The sequence below is a fragment of the Pseudomonas sp. Pseusp49 genome, assembly GCF_059491875.1.
The window spans coordinates 93706-111257 of record NZ_CP168514.1 but is presented as its reverse complement, the minus strand read 5'-3'; the positions used below and the strand labels follow the sequence as shown (position 1 = coordinate 111257).

Sequence of the window (17552 nt, the reverse complement as noted above, 5' to 3'; positions counted from 1 at the left end):
GCCGCAGGCTGCGATCTTTTGACTTTATTGCACCTCTTTCTTCGGCTCGCGAATCTTGTACCAGGCCACATACAGCGCCGGCAAAAACAGCAGCGTCAGCAAGGTGGCGATGACGATCCCGCCGATCATCGCGTAAGCCATCGGCCCCCAGAACACTTCCCGGGCAATCGGGATCATCCCCATGCTCGCCGCCGCCGCGGTCAGCAGGATCGGCCGACGTCGATGCTCTGTGGCCTGTACCACCGCATCCCACGGCGCATAACCCTTCTGCTCGTACTCCTCGATCTGGGTCACCAGGATCACCGAGTTACGGATAATGATACCGATCAACGCCAGAATCCCGAGGATTGCCACGAAGCCCATGGGCGTGCCTGTCGGCACCAGCGCGATCACCACGCCGATCAGCCCCAGCGGCGCGACGCTGGCCACCAGGAACAGCTTCTGCACGCTGTGCAGCTGGATCATCAGGAAGGTCGCCATCAGGAACAGCATCAGCGGCACAACCTTGGCAATCGGGCCCTGGGCCTTGCCGCTTTCCTCCACCGTACCACCGGTGGCGACCTTGTAGCCCGCCGGCAGTTTGGCTGCGAACGCGTCGATGGACGGCTTGAGGATTTTCACCAGGTCTGTCGGCTGGATCTCGTCGCGGATCGCCGCCTTGATGGTGATGGTCGGCAGGCGGTCGCGACGCCACACCAGCGGTTGCTCCAGTTCGTAGCGCACCGTGGCGAACGCCAGCAGCGGAATCGACGTGCCGTTCGGCGTGACGATTTGCAGGTTCTGCAGGGTTTCCGGCGTTCCACGCTCGGAATCCACCGCACGACCGACCACGTTGATCAGGTAAATGTCGTCATCGACCTGGGTCACCGACTGGCCGCTGACGATGCCGTTCATCAGGTTGGCCACATCCTCGGAAGACAGCCCCAACTGCCGCGCCTTGTCCTGGGCAATGTCGATGCGCAGCACTTTGCCCGGTTCGTTCCAGTCGTAGATGATCTCGCCGATGTGCGGGTTCTTGTCCAGCTCCGTGGCCAGGTCGATGGCATGTCGGCGCACCTGGTCGATGTCCTTGCCGCTGATCCGGTACTGGATCGGACGCCCTACCGGCGGGCCCATTTCCAGTGCCTGGACATAACTGCCGATGCCGACGAAGTCGTTGCGCAAGCGCTCGCGAAGCTTGTGCATCATGGCCTCACGGGTATGGCCTTTGCTGACGATCACCAACTGTGCGTAGAAGGGGTTCTGCAGTTGCTGGTCCAGTGGCAGATAGAAGCGGATGGCGCCCTGCCCGATGTAAGTGCTCCAGCGCTCGATGTCCGGATCGTCCTTGAGCGTGGCTTCGAGGCGATCGACAGCCCGGCGGGTTTCGTCGATCGAGGCGTTTTGCGGCAGGTTCAGGTCCACCAGGATTTCCGGGCGGTCCGAAGACGGGAAGAACTGGTTCTGCACGAAGCGCATGCAAAACAGCGCCAGCACAAAACACAGCACCGTAATGCCGATGGCCCACCAGCGATTGCGCATGCACCACAGCAGCCCGCCGTTGAACGCCTTGCCGATGCGCCCGGGTTCGCCTTCATGGGGTTTCACCTTGGTGCTGAGAATGTGCACGCCGATCACCGGCGCAAACAGAACCGCCACCACCCACGACACCAGCATCGCACAGGCGATCACCGCAAACAGGGTGTAGGTGTATTCACCGGCCGAGCTGGCGTTCAAGCCGATCGGCACGAACCCCGCCACCGTCACCAGCGTACCGGTGAGCATCGGGAACGCCGTGGAGGTGTAGGCGAAGGTTGCTGCCTGCTCCTTGGTCTCGCCCAATTCCAGGCGCGTGACCATCATCTCCACGGTGATCATCGCATCGTCCACCAGCAGGCCGAGGGCGATGATCAGTGCACCGAGGGAAATCCGCTGCATGGTGATGCCGCTGTACTCCATGAATACAAACACCATCGCCAGCACCAGCGGGATCGAGCAGGCCACCACCAGGCCGGCGCGCACACCAAGGCTGACGAAGCTGACCAGCAGCACGATCACCACCGCCTCGAACAGCGCGCTGGTAAAGCCGCCGACGGCCTCTTCGACCACCACGGCCTGGTCGGACACGTTGTAAATGCCGACGCCCACCGGCAAGTCGGCGGTCAACTCGTCAATACGGGCGTGCAAGGCCTTGCCGAACGCCTGGACGTTGCCACCCTTCTGCATGGCAATCGCCAGGCCGATGGCCGGTTTGCCGTTGAAACGGAATTCCGGCGAGGCCGGATCGACGTAGCCGCGGCTGATTTCGGCAATATCGGCCAGACGATAGTAACGGTCGTTGAGCTTGAGGTTGACCTCGGCCAGGTCTTTTTCCGAGGCGAACTTGCCTGACGTGCGCACCGAAATCCGCTCCGGCCCGGCCTCGATGACACCCGCCGGGGTCACGGCGTTCTGGGATTGCAGGCTCTGCACCACCTGACGTTCATCGATGCCCAGCGCGGCGAGTTTGCGCGTGGAGAAGTTCAGGTACAGCACTTCGTCCTGCTGGCCGACCATTTCGATCTTGCCCAGGCCCGGCACACCGCGAATCTCCATGCGCGCCTGTTCCACGTAGTCGCGCAACTGACGCAGGGTCAGGCCGTCGGCGGTGAAGGCGTAGATCGACCCGAAGACGTCACCGAACTCGTCGTTGAACGACGGCCCCTGTATGCCCTGCGGGAACTGGTATCTGATGTCGTTGATCTTCTTGCGCACCTGGTACCAGATTTCCGGGATGTCCTTGGCACTGGTGGTGTCGCGCAGGTACACGTACACCGTCGATTCGCCGGGGCGCGTGTAGCTTTTCACGTAGTCGAGGGAGTCGAGCTCTTCGAGCTTTTTCTCGATCCTGTCGGTGATCTGCTTGAGGGTTTCCTCCTGGGTCGCCCCCGGCCATTTGCTCTGGATCACCATGGTTTTGATGGTGAACGACGGGTCTTCTTCGCGCCCCAGGTTGAAATACGAGAACACACCCATCAGCAACGCGACGAACATCAGATACCAGATGAACGACTGATGCTTGAGGGCCCATTCCGAGAGGTTGAAAGGCCCTTTCATTGACTGTCCTCGTCGATTTTCACTTGCTGCCCCGGTTTGAGGCTGTTAACACCGGCACTGACCACCCGCTCGCCGTTCTTCACGCCGCCGGCCAGCACCACGGTGCTGTCGGTGCGGCTGATCACGGTGATGTCACGGGGGGAGACGGTTTTAGTCTGTGCATCGATCACCCAGATGCGCGGCTTGCCATCGACCTCCTGCAGCGCGGTGACCGGCAACTCGATGCGCGGCTTGACCGCCGAGCTCAGGGTGACGCTGATGGCCGTGCCCAAGCGGAAGCCCTGTGGCGTTTCGGTCAGGGTCAGGCGGGCGCGACGGGTGCGTGTCGCGCTTTGGGCCTGGGGTTCGATTTCACGGATGATGGCGGTGGTGTTGATGCTCGGATCCAGTTGTGCTGTGACCTGAAACACCACATCGCTGGGCAACTGGTCAACGAGGGTATCGGGCAAGTCGATCACCGCTTCCTTGATGTCCGGTTGCGCCAGGGTCACCACTTGCTGACCCGCCGTCACCACTTGCCCGGCCTCGGCGCTCCACGCGGTGACCACGGCTTTATGGTCGGCACGCAGTTCGGTGTAGCCCAATTGGTCTTTGCTCTGGCTGAGGGCCGCCCGGGCCTGATCGAGGGAGGCCTGGGTGGTTTTCAGGTCCGTGTTGGCCGCGTCGAGTTGCGCTTGTGCGCCGACCCCGCGATCGAACAGGGCTTGTTGACGCTGGGCACTGGCCTTGGCATTGATCAGTTGCGCCTGGATCTTCGCCAGGTCGCCCTGGGCCGAACGCAATTGGTTCTGCTGATCGGAAGGATCGAGGGTGGCGAGCAGTGTCCCCTTTTCCACCTCGGTGCCGACATCGACGTTACGGCTGGCGATCCGCCCGCCCACACGGAAGCCGGTATTGCTTTCATAACGCGCCTGGATGCTGCCGGCGAAGCGGCCCAGGTCTTCTTCGTTCAAGGTCTGGACCTTGATCGACAACACCGGTCGTACCGGTACTGGCGGTGGTTCGCTTTTGGAACAGGCGCTCAGCACCAGCCCGATGGACAACGCCCATAAAGGCTTCATGGCTTGGCTCCCCACGTCAGATCCTTGTAAGTGTTTTCGGCAATCTCGACTTCCATGTCAGGGTGCAAGAGTTGCCCGCCCGCGATGATGACTTTGTCGCCGTCTTTCAACCCGCCGCTGATGATGACCTTGCCGGTCAGGTAGCGGCCGACAGTGACCGAATGCAACTGGGCCTTGCCCTTGTCGTCGACAATCCACACAGCGGGTTCACTGATGTTTTTGGTCAGCGCCGACCACGGCAACTCGATGACCGACTTGCCCGATCCCTTGGCCGTGGCACTCACCACCGAACCCAATTGCATGCCGTCGGGCAGACTGTTGAGGCCGACCTTGACCTGCACGGTACCGGATTGCGCCGACACCGCCGGGGTGATTTCGCGCACGGTGCCGGTGGTTTTGATCGCCGGGTTGTCGAGCAGGCTCAGGACAATGGTGTCATCGCTGGGTTTCTCGGCGAGCAGGGATTCATAAACGTTGAACACCGCATCGCGGTCGCCGTCACGGGCCAGGCTGAAGATCGGCATCGTCGCCTGAACCACCTGGCCGACCTCCGCCTGGCGCTCGGTAATGATCCCGGGCGCATCGGCGATCAGCGCCGTATAGCTCAACTGATCCTTGGCATTGGCCAACTGCGCCTGGGCGGCACTCAGGGCGCTCTGGCTGCTGTTCAAGGCGGCCTGGGCCGAGTCATATTCACTCTGGCTGGTATAACCCTTGGGCAGGAGTTTTTGCTGGCGTACGAATGCCGCCGCGTTCTGCTTCACCCGCGCCTGTTCGGCGGCCACTTGGGCCTGGGCCGAGTCGACGTTGCTCTGCAAGTCCTTGGGGTCGAGCCGGGCCAGCACTTGCTTGGCGTTCACTCGATCGCCGACGTCAACCGAACGCTGGATGATCTTGCCTCCCACACGGAAAGACAGCTCCGTCTGTATCCGTGCCTGAATATCACCCGTGAGGGTAACCGGGGCCGCGTAATCCGCCGGCTTGACGACTTGCACGAACACCCGTGGCAGGAATTCCTGCACGGGTTTTTTCTGGTCGCAAGCCGTCAGCAGGGTGACGACACTCAAGGCCATGACTACTTTGAATCCGGGAACCACCATGCAAACTCCTTGGCCTTTTTCATGTACAGCACGACAGAGAGCTTAGAACAGGATCGCAACCTTGCACGAGCGTCTTATGAAGAAAAAATTCACCCTGCCTTACGTCCAGAACACTTGCGCTAGACACCTGCCCGTAACGGACAATGGGCCTCGCTCGACCCCGCCACAGGAACCCACATGCTCAACACGCTCGCGGTAGCCAACTACCGCTCGATCAACAAACTGGTGATCCCGCTGGGCCGACTGAATCTGATCACCGGCCCCAACGGCAGCGGCAAGTCCAACCTGTACCGTGCGCTGCGCCTGCTGGCGGAAACCGCCCACGGCGGCGTGGTCAATGCCCTGGCCCGTGAAGGCGGGCTGGATTCAACCTTCTGGGCCGGCCCGGAAACCCTCTCCCGGCGCATGCGCACCGGCGAAGTCGCCATCGAGCCCACCGTGCGCCAAGGCGTCAAGCGCCTGCGCCTGGGGTTTGCGGGAGAGGATTTCGGCTACTCGATCAGCCTCGGCCTTCCCGATTCCAATGGCCATTTCATGCTGCCCGGGCACAGCTCGCCGATCCCGTCCTATTTCAGCCTCGACCCGCAGATCAAACGTGAATGCCTGTGGGCAGGCGCGTTCTACCGCCCGGCCAGTCTGCTGGTCGATCGTGACGGCCCGATGATCCGTGCCCGCTCCGAGCGCAAGTGGGATGTACTGGCGCAGCACACGCCGACGTTCGACAGCCTGTTCGATCAGGTCGGCAGCCTGCGCGGTTCACCGGAAGTGCTGGAGATGCGCGAGTTCATTCGCCGTTGGCGCTTTTACGATCATTTTCGCAGCGATGCCGATGCCCCGGCGCGTCAACCGCAACTGGGCACTCGCACACCAGTGCTGCATCACGACGGACGCGATCTGGCGGCGGCCTTGCAGACGATCATCGAAATCGGCGATCCCGGCGCCTTGCGGGCGGCGATCAGCGACGCCTTCCCCGGCGCTCGGTTGAATATCGACCCTCTGCCCGGTGGACGCTTCGCCATCGAGTTCTTTCAGGAAGGTTTGTTGCGGCCGCTGTCAGCCGCCGAGCTGTCGGACGGAACCTTGCGTTACCTGCTGCTGGTCGCCGCGCTGCTGACGCCACGGCCGCCGACACTGATGGTGCTGAACGAACCGGAAACCAGCCTGCATCCGGACCTGCTGCCGGCGCTGGCACGCTTGATCATCCGTGCCTCGGCGCAGTGCCAGGTGTGGGTGGTGTCCCATGCCCGGCGCTTGATTTCGGCGTTGCAGGAGGACCCGGACTGCAACTGCATCGTGCTGGAGAAAAATCTTGGCCAGACCGGGATCGTGGGCCAGCGCATGCTGGATGAGCCGGCATGGTATTGGCCGGATTGAGCGCATAAAACCAAAAAAGATCGCAGCCTTCGGCAGCTCCTACAGGGAAACGCATTCCAATGTAGGAGCTGCCGAAGGCTGCGATCTTTTGATCTTCAGTCGTAAAAAAAACGCCGACGCTAAATCAGCCGTCGGCGTTTGAAACCGTGAAGGGGTTTGCTTCGCGAATCAGAACGCTGGCAATACCGCGCCGCTGTACTTCTTCTCGATGAAGGCTTTCACTTCCGGGCTGGTCAGGGCCTTGGCCAGTTTCTGGATGGCAACGCTGTCCTTGTTGTCCGGACGGGCTACCAGGAAGTTCACGTAAGGCGAGTCGGCACCTTCGATCACCAGCGCGTCTTTAGCCGGGTTCAGACCCGCTTCCAGCGCGTAGTTGGTGTTGATCATGTCCAGGTCGACCTGATCCAGCACACGCGGCAGCATGGCCGACTCAAGCTCCTTGAACTTGAAGTTGTGCGGGTTCTTGGCGATGTCTTTCGGGGTGGCCAGGGCGTTTTTCGGGTCTTTCAACTCGATCAGGCCTGCCTTCTGCAGCAGGATCAGGGCACGGCCGCTGTTGCTGCCTTCGTTCGGGATGGCAATGGTCGCGCCGTCTTTCAACTCAGCCAGGGTTTTGACTTTCTTCGAGTAGCCACCGAAAGGTTCGACGTGCACACCGATCACGGTCTCCAGGTGAGTGCCTTTGCCTTCGTTGAAGCTCTTGAGGTACGGCAGGGTCTGGAAGTAGTTGGCGTCCAGACGCTTCTGGTCGACCTGCACGTTCGGCTGAACGTAGTCGGTGAAGACTTTGATTTCCAGGTCCACGCCTTCTTTGGCGAGGGTTGGCTTGATCAGCTCGAGAATCTCGGCGTGTGGAACCGGGGTCGCGGCAACCACCAGTTTCTCGCCAGCCTGGGCCAGGCCCGCGGTCAGGGCAGCCGCCAGTGCGGTGAACAACAGAACCTTTTTCATGCAGTGTCCTTATCGAAAATCACAGTCGCTTGTGGCGACGGCTTGAAGATGAGAGTGCCAGTGAAGTGCTATCGCTGGCGTGAAGCGGACAATACCGGGATTTTTTATTCCCGAACAATAACGTTTATTCAGCTTCATATTCCATTTTGTTCATACAACCCTGTAGGAGCTGCCGCAGGCTGCAATCTTTTGCTCTTGATCTTTGGCGGCCCGAATTTGCGAGGATCAAAAGATCGCAGCCTTCGGCAGCACCTACAAAAGCCGGGCATCTTGCAGGAGGTTTTTCAGGGCTGCTTGTTCGGCGGCTGATCCATTGGCGAGAATCTGCTTGATCTGACTGTCGATCTGCGCCAGCGGATCAGGCAAATTCAAATGCTCCGGCAAAATCTCGTCGCCCGTACTCACCAGCAGCGCAAAGTGAATGATGTTTTCCAGCTCCCGGGTATTGCCCGGCCAACTGTGGCGTTCCAGCACAAGCTGCGCCGCTTCGCTGATCAGCGGCACCGGCAGGTCGAGGCGCTGGCTGTAGATGCCGAGGAAGTATTCGGCCAGCGGCAGGATGTCTCCCGTACGCTCGCGCAGTGCCGGCAGTTCGAGCGGGCCCTCGCTGAGGTAGTGATAGAGCCGCTCATGGAATTTCCCGGCAGCCACCGCCTGGGCCAGATCGATGCTGGTGGCCGCCACAAGCCGCACATCCACCGGGCTCGGCTGCTGCGCGCCGACGCGGGTGACTTCATGGTTCTCCAGGGCGGCGAGCAGCTTGATCTGGATCGGCAGCGGCAGGTCACCGATTTCGTCCAGGTACAGCGTGCCGCCGTTGGCCGAGCCGAACCAGCCGGCACGACTGCTCGCCGAACCGCTGTAGCTGCCCGCCGCATAGCCGAACAGCTCGGCGTCGGCGTAGGTCGGGCTGATGGCGCCGCAGTTGACCGACACGAACAACCCGCCGCGATCACTGGCGCGGTGGATATGACGGGCCAGCAACTCCTTGCCGGTGCCGGTTTCGCCACGGATCAGCACCGAGACTGAACGCGTGGCCAATTGCTCAAGGTCTTCACGTAATTGCCGCGAACGCGGATCGACAAACACCAGCGCCTTGGCGCGGATGCTCAGGGGACTTTTTTCGGCGTCGGGAAAGGTCAGCAGCGGCTGACCGAAGGTTTCAAAGCTCATGGCAGACTCCCGCCCAAAACCGCCGGGAGACGGGGGCGTTAAATAAAGAAAGTGTTCAAGCGCGGCGCAGGGCGTGATGTTCCATGCGGTTTTGCAGGCGATAGAGATAGGCAAAACCCTGCTCCCAACGCTGGTGACCGGACTTCACGTTGATATGCCCCGCCCCCGCCAGAATCCCCGCCTCGGCACCCCAGTTGCGCGCCAGCTCCAGGGCTCGCGGCGCACTGACGGCGCTGTCGTTGTCAGAGCTGACGACCTGGCTGGGGAACGGCAGCAGGTCCGTCGGGATCGGCGCGAAGTTGCGCAAGGCCGGTGCACAAGCCGGGCGTTCGACATCCGCCGGGGCGACCAGCAGAGCACCGCGCACCTGACGCAGGAACTGCACAGGCGCGGTGGCCGCCCAATGGGCGACGGTGATGCAACCCAGGCTGTGGGCGATCAGGATGACCGGCGTGCTGTCGGCGGCAATCGCCTCGGCCAGCGCCGCGACCCAGTCTTCACGTCGCGGCGTCAGCCAGTCGGCCTGCTCCACCCGTGCGCTGTTCGGCAGGCTGTTCTGCCAGTGGCTTTGCCAATGATCTTCTGGCGATCCTTGCCAGCCCGGCACAATCAGGTAGCGAATTGATTCGTTGCGCATGGGGGAGCTCTCCTGCTGCGTGTCTGTTCCCGGTCGAGTATAGGGAGGAGAGTTATATTCGTTAAGGAATAAGAAGCTATTTATTAAGACCTACATCGAATATCAATCCCCCCTGTAGGAGCTGCCGAAGGCTGCGATCTTTTGATCTTGATACGCAAAATCAAAAGATCGCAGCCTTCGGCAGCTCCTACAGGCTTGGTGTTTTGCACCGGAATAAAAAAGGGGCCGCACCCTGCCAAGGAGACGGCCCCGGAAAACGAAAATCCGTTAACGCGCAGTAATCACCGACAACTTGGTAATCCCTGCCCGTTCAATCGATGCCATGGCCCGCGCCACCTCGCCGTAATTCACACCATCGTCCGCCTGCAACTGCACGCGCACCTCGGGGTCCTTGGCCTTCGCCGACTTGAGGTTGAACTCCAGCAAGTCCGGCTGTATCTCGTCCTTGTTGATGAACAGTTTGCCGGCACCGTCGATGCTCACCACCAACGGGTCCTTCTGCTCCACCGGCGCTACTGCCTCCGTCTTGGGCAGGTTGATCGGAATGGCGTTGGTCAGCAGCGGTGCGGTGACGATGAACACCACCAGCAACACCAGCATCACATCCACCAGCGGCGTCACGTTGATCTCGCTGAGCACCTCATCGGTGTCTTGCGTGGAGAAGGCCATCTCAGGACGCCTCCTTCACTTTCTGCGCGTTGCCCTGGGCTGCCACCTTGTGCGCCGTCGGGTGGATCAGCACGCGGAACGAACTCTTCTGCGCCAGGCTGTAGAAGTCGTGGGCGAAGTCATCCAGATCCGCCGCCGTCAGTTTCAAGCGACGCAAAAAGTAGTTGTAAACCAGCACCGCCGGCACCGCGACGGCGATCCCCACACCCGTGGCGACCAGTGCCGCGCCAATCGGTCCGGCGACCGTTTCAAGGCTTGCCGAGCCCGCCGCGCTGATGCCTTTCAACGCTTCCATGATTCCCCACACCGTGCCGAACAAGCCAATGAACGGCGAGGTACTGCCAATACTGGCGAGCACGGCCAACCCGGTTTCCAGCGACCGGCGCTCGCGCACGATCTGCTGGCGCAAGGCTCGCTCCAGACGATCCTGATGGTTGATCGCCTGGCTCAAGTCCGCCGCCTGTGGCGTCTCGCCCACCTGGATGGCCGCATAACCGGCCTGCGCCACCCGGGCGGCCGCGCCGGGCCGGGTTTCGCTCAGTTCGGCCGCCGAGTCGAGACTCGAAGCGGCCCAGAACTGCTGATGAAACTTTCGATCCTGTGCCTTCAGGCGACCGAACTGCACGCCCTTGAGCAATGCCAGGCCCCAGGTCGCGACGGAAAAAACCACCAGCAGCCAGATCACCGCGCTTTCGATGGATTCAAGTGGAGAGGCCAGTAACGTCATGATGTATTCCTCGTGTAAACGTTTCGCGCGAAATTGGTTTCTGTTTAATGAATCTTGAAATCGATGGGCACGCTGACCCAGCCGTCCTGGGCGACATCACCTTGCTTGGCCGGCACGAAACTCCAGCGCTTCACCGCGTTCAGCGCGGCGTCGTCCAGCGCATCGCGACCGCTGCTTTTCTGGATCTGAATTTCGCCGGGCTTGCCGCTGGCCAACACATGCACGCGCAACAACACCGTGCCTTCCCAGCCGCGACGCTGGGCCAGCGACGGGTATTCCGGCGCCGGGTTTTTCAAGTAGCCGGCGGTGGCGGAGGCCGGTGTTACGGGCGCTGGGGCCGACGGTGCAGGTGGTGCCGGGGCCGCGACGGGTGCTGCCGGTTGTGGCGGCGCCGGTGGCTGCTCAACGGCTTTTGGCGCCGGTTTCGGTAGCGGTTTGGCGACCGGCTTGGGCTTGGGAACCGGCTTCGGTGGAGGCGGCTTCACCGCCAGCTCATCCTCCACAGGCGGTGGCGGCTCAATCACGGGTGGCACAGGTTGCGGTGGCGGCGGCTCGACCACCGCAGGCGCCGGACGCGAAAACTCGATGGTCATGGGCGGGACTTCTGGCGGCACGATCGGCAGCACCGGGGTCGGTTGCTGATTGACCCAATAGATCACCGCGCCATGCACCAGCAACGCCAGCACGCCCAGCACAATTGCTTCACGCCGGCGAAGGACGCCTTTGGGGGCTCGCTGCAAACGCAACTGCCCCAAGGGCACCCGGTGCGGTCGGCCGAGGTCGACCAATTCGCCACCGGGTGCCTGGCGCCAAAGCACCTCATGTGCACCGGCGGCGATCTGGACATTGCCCATTGTTTAACTCCCTGCGGTCTCTTTGCGGATAACCGGAACGTCGTGCTGAACATCCCCCGACGACGCCCCGGTAGAGCAATCATTGGCTTGAACGCTTAGCTCTTAAAGTAATGTTTAAACTTATATTTAGACTTAAAACGAATAACCAGAACCCCCAACCCACCGCCAGAGCCCGCCGTTCAAGGGCTCTGGCGCAGCGGAAAAAATCCGATGCTTTGCGGGCATTGAAAGTATTCATTCGAAGCATGCGTTTTCGCCGTCAGAAGTCGTATCGACCGGTCACGCCGAGCGTGCGTGGCGTACCGAGCAGGCCTTCATAACCACCATTGGCGGCCGTCCACAGCGTCGTGTAGTAGGTTTTGTCGAAGGCGTTTTTCAGCCACAACGAAACGTCCCACTGCCCCTGGTTGAAGTCGCCGCGCAAACCGGTGGACAGGTTGACCACCGCATAACTCGGGATCTGCCCGAAGTCGGAGTCTTCCACCGTGCCCACCGCTTTGGAGCGGAACGCATAACTGGCGGTGACGTACTCCTCGAAACCGTTGCTCAGGTTCCATTTGTATTCGCCGTTGGCGTTGCCGATCCATTTCGAGGCGCCGACCACTTGATGGCCAGTGAGGTCGCAAGACGCCGGAGCGCCCGGCGCCAGGCTGACTTCCGGCGGGCACGGCGCATCCTTGTAGGAGAGGTAGCTGACGTCGTTGTACGAACCGTTGATGTTCAGCGTCAGGCCACGCAGCGGGATCAGGGTGCTTTCGAACTCCACGCCACGGGAGCGCACGGAACCGGCGTTGGTCAGGTACTGCACGCGATTGATTTCGTCATAGGCATTGGTCTGGTACCCGTTGACCTGGGTCCAGAACAGGTTGGCGTTGAGTTGCAGGCGACGATCCCACAGGGTGCTCTTGAAACCGAGCTCCGCGTTGTTGGCGCGCTCGGTGCCGATCAGCAACGAGTCGGCACCGGCCACAGGCGCCATACCGACGGCCAGGTTGACCCCACCGGATTTTTCGCCGTGGGACAAGGTGGCGTAGGTGAGCAGGTCGTCGGTGAGGTGGTAGCTGAGGTTCAACAGCCCCGACGGACTGGAGCTGTACTGGTTCAGATCGCCGGAATCGTAGGCCCCCGCACGAGCGCGTCGTGCCGCGGCCGCCGCGCCGGTGACTGCGGCACCACCGGCGGGTGCATTGCGGGTCACCCAGGCGTTTTTCTCTTCATAGGTGCCGCGCAGGCCGGCAGTGAAATCCAGGCGTTCGGTCAGGTGCCAGGTGCCCTGCGCAAACAGCGCGAAGCTGTTGGTTTCGATATGACCGTTGCCGACACTGTCGATGTTGTTCAGCGCACCGTTGGGCGTGCCACTCCAGATGTCTGCTTGCGGCCCGTAAAAGGTGAAGGATTTGTTGTCCAGGTCGGAGCCGAAGTAATAAGCGCCGAGCACGTAATCGAAGAACCCGCCGGTAGGCGACGCCAGGCGAAACTCCTGGGAATACTGCTTGTCCTCCACCGACACCCCGGCGTTGTAGAAGACGGTGGCGTTCAGGCCGTCATCATTGCGCGGGGTGAAATTCCACCAGCGATAGGCGCTGATGGACGTCAGGGTGAAGTCGCTCGGCAGCGTCCAGTTGGCCTCCACCGACGTGCCGCCCTGATGCACGGTGACATGTTGGTCGTTGTTCAGGTTGACCTTGCGGTGGGTGCCGTCGACCAGTGTCGCGCCCGTGGCATTGGCCCGGGTCTGGTAAAGGTTGGTGCCATTGATGGTCGGCCCGGTGTTGAACAACATGCGGGTGCCGGCGCTGGAATCTTCTTCGTTGTAGTCGCCGATCCAGCGCAGGTTGAACGATTCGTTCGGCTTGAACAGCAACTGGCCACGGAAGCCATCGCGCGAGCCGCCGTTCAAATCGTGGCCGTCGAATTCGTTCTTGATATCGCCGTCGCTGCGGGTGCGATACGCAGAAAAGCGCCCGGCGAGCTGGTCATTCAGCGGGCCGGAAATCGTGCCCTTGGTCTGGAAGTAGCCATCCTCGCCCACCGAAGATTCGATGCTGCGTTCCGGGGTGAAGGTCGGCGCGCGGGTGCTGATGTTGATCACACCGGCCGTGGTGTTCTTGCCGAACAAGGTGCCTTGCGGACCGCGCAGCACTTCGAGCTGCTCGATGTCCATCAGGTCGAACACCGCCATGCCTGGCCGGCCGAGGTAAACGTTGTCGAGGTACAGGCCGACACTGCCTTCCAGGCCATCGCTGGCCGGGTTGTTGCCCAGGCCACGAATCGACACGCTGGACTGGCGCGCATGCATGTAGGCGACGTTGACGCTGGGCACCAGTTGCTGCAAATCCTGGAGGCGATAGACCCGCTGGGCTTCCAGGGTCTGGCCGCTGACCACGCTCATCGGGGTCGGTACGTCCTGCGAGCTTTCTTCGCGGCGGCGAGTCGTGACCGTCACGGTTGCCAGTTGGGTATTGTCGGCCGTGGCGGTTTTTGCCGGGGTGGTTTCAGGGGTGGCGCTTTCGGCCGCATAGCCTTGGGTCCAGCCGGCGCTGCCTGCCAGTAGCAGAGCCAGGGGTAGGCGTTTGAGCCGTTGTGGAGAGTGGGTTGGGGCGAAATGCAACGGACTCATAAGGCGGGTTCCCGATCAAAAAAAGTTCTTTGTTGCTTGCCAGGCCGCCTTCGCGAGCAAGCCCGCTCCCACACTGACCGTGTGAACACTGGAGATCCCCTGTGGGAGCGGGCTTGCCCGCGAAGGCGTCGGCTCAGACGCCGCCGATATCCGGCCCTTTCACGGTCTGGCTGACCTGCCCGTTCACACCCACCGGCACTTCACCCTTGAGCGTCACACGGCGCACGATCCGGTCCTGGGTCCCGTAGTCATCCACCGCATAATGCTGGGTGGAGCGGTTGTCCCAGATCGCCACGTCACCGGCCTTCCAGCGCCAGCGCACGATGTTTTCCTGGCGGATCACATGGCTTTGCAGCAACCCGAACAGGTGCGCCGAATCGGCCTGGGAGTAGCCCTTGATGCGTTTGACGAAATGCCCCAGCAACAGGCTCTTCTCGCCGCTGATCGGGTGCACGCGCACCACCGGGTGTTCGGTCTCGTAAACCGTCGAGGTGAAGACCTTGCGATAACGCTCCAGCTTCTCCGCCGAAACGTCCGGCCGGGTCCCGGCGTAGTCGTATTCGTTGCTGTGCACGGCGACCAGTTTGTCGGCCAGCTCACGCAGCTCCTCCGACAACCCGTTGTAGGCGGTGGCGGTGTTGGCCCACAGGGTGTCGCCACCGAAGGCCGGGGCCACCACCGAGCGCAGGATCGAGGCTTTGGGGTAGGCCTCGACGAAGGTCACGTCGGTGTGCCAGGAGCTGGCTCGCTGGCCCTCGGCACCGTCCAGTTCCAGCAGAAAACGCGTGCCTTCACGCACCGGCACGGTCGGGTGGGCCACCGGTTCGCCGAGCAGGTGGGCGAACGCCTCCTGGCGCTGATCGTCGAGTTGGGTCTGCTCGCGGAAGAAGATCACTTTGTATTGCAGCAGCGCCTGTTGAATGGCTTCAACAGTGGCGGCATCCAGCTCGCCGGAAAGCTGTACGCCACGGATTTCGGCGCCGATGCGACCGGCCACCGGATGGATTTCAAGCGCGTGAACAGCGGGTTGTACTGCGAAAGCGGCATTGCTCATGGGTAGACCCTCATCAGACTGCTTGCGGTTGAACCGGCCGCGAAACACTGCTCTATCTATATTCCTTTTAGATCTAATAGATATCTACATGCTTCGTTGACGGAATAAGAGGTTGCATTTAAAACCTCAGTCAACCCTCGTCGCAAATGCCTTCGAGCTATTTTTAGGATGCCGGAAAAGCATATGGATCTTCGCCAGTTGCGTTACTTCATCGCCCTCGACGAACACCGCAGTTTCGTGCGCGCGGCCGAGGCCATGGGCATTACCCAACCGGCCTTCAGCCGCAGCATCCAGGGGCTGGAGCAAGAGTTCGGCTGCGTGTTGGTGGACCGTGGCAACAAGGATTTGCGCCCCACCCCCGAGGGCCTGGTGGTGCTGCAACATGCCCGCAGCCTGGTTCAGGGTGCGGCGCTGCTCAGCTCGGAAGTGACGCAGATGACCAAGCTCGATGCCGGTGAACTGCGTTTCGGTTGCGGCCCGGCACCAGCGGTAAAACTGGTGCCGGATGCGGTGGCACAATTCATCAATGCACACCCGAAAGTGCGCACCTGTTTCGAGGTGGATAACTGGGAAAAACTCAGCCGCGCCCTGAGCCGTGAGGAGATCGAATTCTTCATCGCCGACATCCGCCACTTCGAGTCCGACCCGAACTTCCAGACCCAGGCGCTGACGCCCAAGCGCGGTGTGTTTTTCTGCCGTCCCGGGCATCCACTGCTGGCCAAGGAGAGCCTGTCGACCAACGACATGTTCGATTACCCGCTGGCGACCACGAAGATCCCGCCAGGCATTCGCAAACTGCTGGCGAATCTCAGTGGGCGGGTGGATTTTTCGCCGACCCTCGAGACCGAACATTTTCCGGCGCTGGTGAAGGTGGTGCTGCAATCGAATGCGATTGGCGTGGGGACTGAAGAGGCCTTTGTTGAAGACATTGCCCAAGGTGCGCTGGTGCTGCTGCACTGGCGTAATTTGCCGCAGAACATCGAGAGCATGAATGCGCGGTGCGGGATTGTCAGCCGCACCGGGTTCCGGTTGTCGCCGGCGGCGCGGGCGATGATCGAGACGTTGGTGGCGGTGGACAGGCAGCAGATCAGCGTCGCGGTTTAGGGCCTCTTCGCGAGCAAGCCCGCTCCCACATTGGATTTCCAGCGAACACAAAATTTGTGTACGACGCAGAACCAGTGTGGGAGCGGGCTTGCTCGCGAAAGCGTCCGAATTGACGCTAGAGATTCAAAGTTTTGCCGCAGCCAACTCCGGCGCCACCCAATCCGCCACCTTGAACGACTTGCGAATCAGCTTCTGCTGCGACGCCAGGTCCACCGCATCCTGCAATTTGCCAAGGAACACCGGATCAAGTGTCGACGGGAATACCTCGCTCAATTTCTGATCCTTCAGATCCTGGCTGAGAATCACCGGCGGGTAGCTCGCCAACCCCGACACCAACTGAACGTAAGCGTCCTTGTTGCTGTCCTGGGTCAGCCACGCCACCGCTTGCTGTTGAGCCTTGAGCAGTGTGGCGACCGCCTCGGGGTGCTCGTCGACGAACTTCCCGGTCCCCACCAACACGGCCTGCACACTGCCGGCGCCGCCCAGGTCCTTGGTGGTCAGAGGCAACTCAGCCAGTCCCTTGGCTTGTAACGCGGTGAGCCCGGAACCACCCCACGAGGCATCGATCTGCTTCGCCGCCAGCGCCGCCACCGCCGCGTTGAAGTCGAGGTTGATGACTTTCACATCCTTCTCGCTCAACCCCTGACTGGCCAGCGCCGCATCGAAGGACAACTGGCTGGCCGTGCCACGGAAGATCGCCACGCGTTTGCCCTTGAGGTCTTGCAGGGTCTTGATCCCCGAACCCGGTACCACGCCGAGGTAGTGCTTGACCCCGCGCGCCGAGGCGCTGAGCAATCGCGTATCCAGACCATTGGACTTGCCGATGATGGCTGCCAGGTCGCCGAGGTAGGCCAGGTCCACCTGACCGTTGGCGAACGCCTCGTTGATCACCGGGCCTGCGCCCTTGAAGAAGCTCCACTGAATCTTGATGCCTTGATCGGCAAAGGCCTTTTCGAAGATCTGTTGATCGCGCAACACATCCACTACACCGCCACCGCTGTGCTGGGTACCGGCACTCAGGTCCGGCACGGCGATGCGGATTTCCTTGAGCTCACCGGCGTTGGCCGTGAAAGCCAGCAGACCCGCCAGGGCCGGTGCGGCGAACAGGTTGATGACACGTTTGAAGGGAAGGTTCATGGGTGCGGCTCCTTGG

At 61.5% G+C, this 17552-nt stretch carries 14 protein-coding genes; 2 read left to right on the top strand and 12 right to left on the bottom strand.

Going from position 1 to position 17552, the window contains the following annotated elements; all coding sequences use genetic code 11:
- Nucleotides 1–24: 24 nt before the first annotated feature.
- From ACEN83_RS00405 to ACEN83_RS00395, 3 genes are read right to left on the bottom strand one after another with little or no spacing between them, the layout of a single operon-like run.
- Entirely contained in the window at nt 25–3075 is a 3051-nt protein-coding gene (locus tag ACEN83_RS00405) for an efflux RND transporter permease subunit (protein WP_495579211.1), read from the bottom strand.
- Nucleotides 3072–4136: an efflux RND transporter periplasmic adaptor subunit gene (locus tag ACEN83_RS00400; protein ID WP_495579210.1), complete on the bottom strand. Its 1065-nt coding sequence runs from the start codon at nt 4134–4136 to the stop codon at nt 3072–3074. The genes ACEN83_RS00405 and ACEN83_RS00400 overlap by 4 nt, the downstream gene beginning before the upstream one ends.
- On the bottom strand, nt 4133–5236 hold the full coding sequence (locus ACEN83_RS00395) for an efflux RND transporter periplasmic adaptor subunit (RefSeq protein ID WP_495579209.1): 1104 nt from the start codon (nt 5234–5236) through the stop codon (nt 4133–4135). Before ACEN83_RS00395 ends, ACEN83_RS00400 begins: the two co-directional genes overlap by 4 nt.
- A 177-nt stretch (nt 5237–5413) precedes the next feature.
- Between ACEN83_RS00395 and ACEN83_RS00390 the strand changes: the two genes are divergently transcribed.
- Nucleotides 5414–6610, top strand: a complete 1197-nt coding sequence (locus tag ACEN83_RS00390) for an AAA family ATPase (protein WP_495579208.1) — start codon at nt 5414–5416, stop codon at nt 6608–6610.
- A gap of 168 nt (nt 6611–6778) precedes the next feature.
- On the opposite strand, the gene ACEN83_RS00385 is transcribed toward ACEN83_RS00390, so the two are convergent.
- The 8 genes from ACEN83_RS00385 to ACEN83_RS00350 form a co-directional block, all read right to left on the bottom strand.
- Complete coding sequence (locus ACEN83_RS00385; RefSeq protein ID WP_007972924.1) at nt 6779–7561, bottom strand: MetQ/NlpA family ABC transporter substrate-binding protein; 783 nt, start codon at nt 7559–7561, stop codon at nt 6779–6781.
- Between the two features lie 252 nt (nt 7562–7813).
- Complete coding sequence (locus ACEN83_RS00380) at nt 7814–8734, bottom strand: sigma 54-interacting transcriptional regulator (RefSeq protein WP_007972926.1); 921 nt, start codon at nt 8732–8734, stop codon at nt 7814–7816.
- 55 nt (nt 8735–8789) lie between these two features.
- Nucleotides 8790–9371, bottom strand: coding sequence for an alpha/beta hydrolase (locus ACEN83_RS00375; protein WP_007972928.1), 582 nt, complete (start codon nt 9369–9371; stop codon nt 8790–8792).
- Nucleotides 9372–9638: 267 nt separating this feature from the next.
- Entirely contained in the window at nt 9639–10040 is a 402-nt protein-coding gene (locus ACEN83_RS00370; RefSeq protein ID WP_007972930.1) for an ExbD/TolR family protein, read from the bottom strand.
- 1 nt (nt 10041) lies between these two features.
- Nucleotides 10042–10767: a MotA/TolQ/ExbB proton channel family protein gene (locus ACEN83_RS00365; RefSeq protein WP_007972931.1), complete on the bottom strand. Its 726-nt coding sequence runs from the start codon at nt 10765–10767 to the stop codon at nt 10042–10044.
- 44 nt (nt 10768–10811) lie between these two features.
- Nucleotides 10812–11621, bottom strand: coding sequence for an energy transducer TonB (locus ACEN83_RS00360; protein ID WP_495579207.1), 810 nt, complete (start codon nt 11619–11621; stop codon nt 10812–10814).
- Between the two features lie 259 nt (nt 11622–11880).
- Complete coding sequence (locus ACEN83_RS00355; protein WP_495579206.1) at nt 11881–14241, bottom strand: TonB-dependent receptor; 2361 nt, start codon at nt 14239–14241, stop codon at nt 11881–11883.
- Nucleotides 14242–14374: 133 nt separating this feature from the next.
- The gene (locus ACEN83_RS00350; protein WP_218485797.1) at nt 14375–15295 is read right to left on the bottom strand and encodes a TauD/TfdA dioxygenase family protein; all 921 of its coding nucleotides are present in this window, start codon (nt 15293–15295) and stop codon (nt 14375–14377) included.
- Between the two features lie 183 nt (nt 15296–15478).
- Here ACEN83_RS00350 and ACEN83_RS00345 point away from each other — a divergent pair, with 183 nt between their 5' ends.
- Nucleotides 15479–16399 (top strand): LysR family transcriptional regulator, encoded by a 921-nt coding sequence (locus ACEN83_RS00345; RefSeq protein ID WP_495579205.1) that lies wholly within the window; start codon nt 15479–15481, stop codon nt 16397–16399.
- Nucleotides 16400–16522: 123 nt separating this feature from the next.
- On the opposite strand, the gene ACEN83_RS00340 is transcribed toward ACEN83_RS00345, so the two are convergent.
- Nucleotides 16523–17536, bottom strand: coding sequence for an ABC transporter substrate-binding protein (locus tag ACEN83_RS00340; protein ID WP_495579204.1), 1014 nt, complete (start codon nt 17534–17536; stop codon nt 16523–16525).
- Nucleotides 17537–17552 lie beyond the last annotated feature (16 nt).

Excerpts from the sequence above, each read along its gene's own strand:
- ACEN83_RS00405 (WP_495579211.1), bottom strand. The coding sequence starts at position 3,075 with ATGAAAGGGCCTTTCAACCTCTCGGAATGGGCCCTCAAGCATCAGTCG.
- ACEN83_RS00400 (WP_495579210.1), bottom strand. The coding sequence starts at position 4,136 with ATGAAGCCTTTATGGGCGTTGTCCATCGGGCTGGTGCTGAGCGCCTGT.
- ACEN83_RS00395 (WP_495579209.1), bottom strand. The coding sequence starts at position 5,236 with ATGGTGGTTCCCGGATTCAAAGTAGTCATGGCCTTGAGTGTCGTCACC.
- ACEN83_RS00390 (WP_495579208.1), top strand. The coding sequence starts at position 5,414 with ATGCTCAACACGCTCGCGGTAGCCAACTACCGCTCGATCAACAAACTG.
- ACEN83_RS00385 (WP_007972924.1), bottom strand. The coding sequence starts at position 7,561 with ATGAAAAAGGTTCTGTTGTTCACCGCACTGGCGGCTGCCCTGACCGCG.
- ACEN83_RS00380 (WP_007972926.1), bottom strand. The coding sequence starts at position 8,734 with ATGAGCTTTGAAACCTTCGGTCAGCCGCTGCTGACCTTTCCCGACGCC.
- ACEN83_RS00375 (WP_007972928.1), bottom strand. The coding sequence starts at position 9,371 with ATGCGCAACGAATCAATTCGCTACCTGATTGTGCCGGGCTGGCAAGGA.
- ACEN83_RS00370 (WP_007972930.1), bottom strand. The coding sequence starts at position 10,040 with ATGGCCTTCTCCACGCAAGACACCGATGAGGTGCTCAGCGAGATCAAC.
- ACEN83_RS00365 (WP_007972931.1), bottom strand. The coding sequence starts at position 10,767 with ATGACGTTACTGGCCTCTCCACTTGAATCCATCGAAAGCGCGGTGATC.
- ACEN83_RS00360 (WP_495579207.1), bottom strand. The coding sequence starts at position 11,621 with ATGGGCAATGTCCAGATCGCCGCCGGTGCACATGAGGTGCTTTGGCGC.
- ACEN83_RS00355 (WP_495579206.1), bottom strand. The coding sequence starts at position 14,241 with ATGAGTCCGTTGCATTTCGCCCCAACCCACTCTCCACAACGGCTCAAA.
- ACEN83_RS00350 (WP_218485797.1), bottom strand. The coding sequence starts at position 15,295 with ATGAGCAATGCCGCTTTCGCAGTACAACCCGCTGTTCACGCGCTTGAA.
- ACEN83_RS00345 (WP_495579205.1), top strand. The coding sequence starts at position 15,479 with ATGGATCTTCGCCAGTTGCGTTACTTCATCGCCCTCGACGAACACCGC.
- ACEN83_RS00340 (WP_495579204.1), bottom strand. The coding sequence starts at position 17,536 with ATGAACCTTCCCTTCAAACGTGTCATCAACCTGTTCGCCGCACCGGCC.